At 72.6% G+C, this 1137-nt stretch carries 2 protein-coding genes; one reads left to right on the top strand and one right to left on the bottom strand.

The window, feature by feature from the left end; translation table 11 throughout:
* On the bottom strand, positions 1–273 hold a 273-nt coding region (locus AB0O00_RS40720), incomplete at its 3' end, for a hypothetical protein (RefSeq protein WP_363659696.1).
* 186 nt (positions 274–459) lie between these two features.
* Here AB0O00_RS40720 and AB0O00_RS40715 point away from each other — a divergent pair.
* Entirely contained in the window at positions 460–906 is a 447-nt protein-coding gene (locus AB0O00_RS40715; RefSeq protein ID WP_363659695.1) for an XRE family transcriptional regulator, read from the top strand.
* The last annotated feature ends 231 nt before the right edge of the window (positions 907–1137 follow it).

The following is a 1137-nucleotide window of genomic DNA, read 5'->3' as shown; positions in this document are numbered from 1 at the left end:
GGCGGCGCGCAGCCGGAAGGTGTACGGGACGGGCAGCGCGACGGCGGTGACGGCGGCGGCGACGAGCAGCAGGCACGGGCCGGCGCCGAGGCGGTCGGCGGTGCCGCTCTCGCCGAGGGCGACGGCCAGCAGGAGGCCGGTGACGCTGCCGAGCGCCCATCCCGTTCCCCGCCACAGGGGGCCGAGGCGTACGGTGCGGTGGGGTGGTGCGGGGGTGTTGTTCGCGGGGTCGTTAGCGGCGTCGTTCGCGGTGTTGTTCGCGGCGTCGTTCACGAACCTCCCAGGGCCGGCGGTCGGGTCGGCCAGGATGGCACCCGTCACCTCACCGGTCAACTGGCATGGAAGAGTTGGCGCACCGCATCCACTCCGGCTCATTCCCTTGAGCTATGGTGATCGCGCAGGGTCTCCTCCGTTCACCCAGGCTGAGGCACGGAGGTCACGGGCGGGAGAGGGGTTGCCATGGCGGAGTCGCCCCGCGGGGACGGGCCGGTCGACACGTCCGGGCTCGCGGCCAAGATCGAGGCGCTGTTCCAGACGGTCCGCCGGCCGGACCGCGAGCAGTACACCAACGAGGAGGTGGCCCGGGCCTGCCGCGAGGCGACCGGGGAGTCCTTCTCCACCACCTACCTGTGGCAGCTGCGCACCGGGCGCCGGGACAACCCGACCAAGCGTCACCTGGAGGCGCTGGCCCGCTTCTTCCAGGTGCCGCCCGCCTACTTCTTCGACGAGCGGCAGGGCGCCGAGATCGCCAAGGAGCTCGCGCTGCTCGGCGCGCTGCGCGACGCGGGCGTGCGCAGCCTGGCGCTGCGGGCGGTCAACCTCTCGCCGGAGGGCCTGGACACGGTCAGCGAGCTGATCGACGTCATCGCCCGCCGGGACTCCGCGCGCCGCCCGTCCTCCTCGTGACGCCTTCCTGACGGGCTCCCGGCGGCGTCCCGGCGGATGGCCTGCGGCGGACAGCCGGCCGTGGACAGTCGGCGGCAATCAGTCGGCGGCAATCAGTCGGCGGCAATCAGTCGGCGGCAATCAGTCGGCGGCAATCAGTCGGCTGCCGGCGGCGAGTTCGGGACGACTCCGTGACGAAGCCCGCAGAACTCCGGGAGACTTCCGGACGACTCAACAGACACAGGGACGAGT

Source organism: Kitasatospora sp. NPDC093558, from assembly GCF_040683475.1.
GTDB lineage: Bacteria > Actinomycetota > Actinomycetes > Streptomycetales > Streptomycetaceae > Kitasatospora.
Note: the sequence above shows the minus strand (reverse complement) of the source record. Positions and strands in the feature narration are given on the sequence as shown.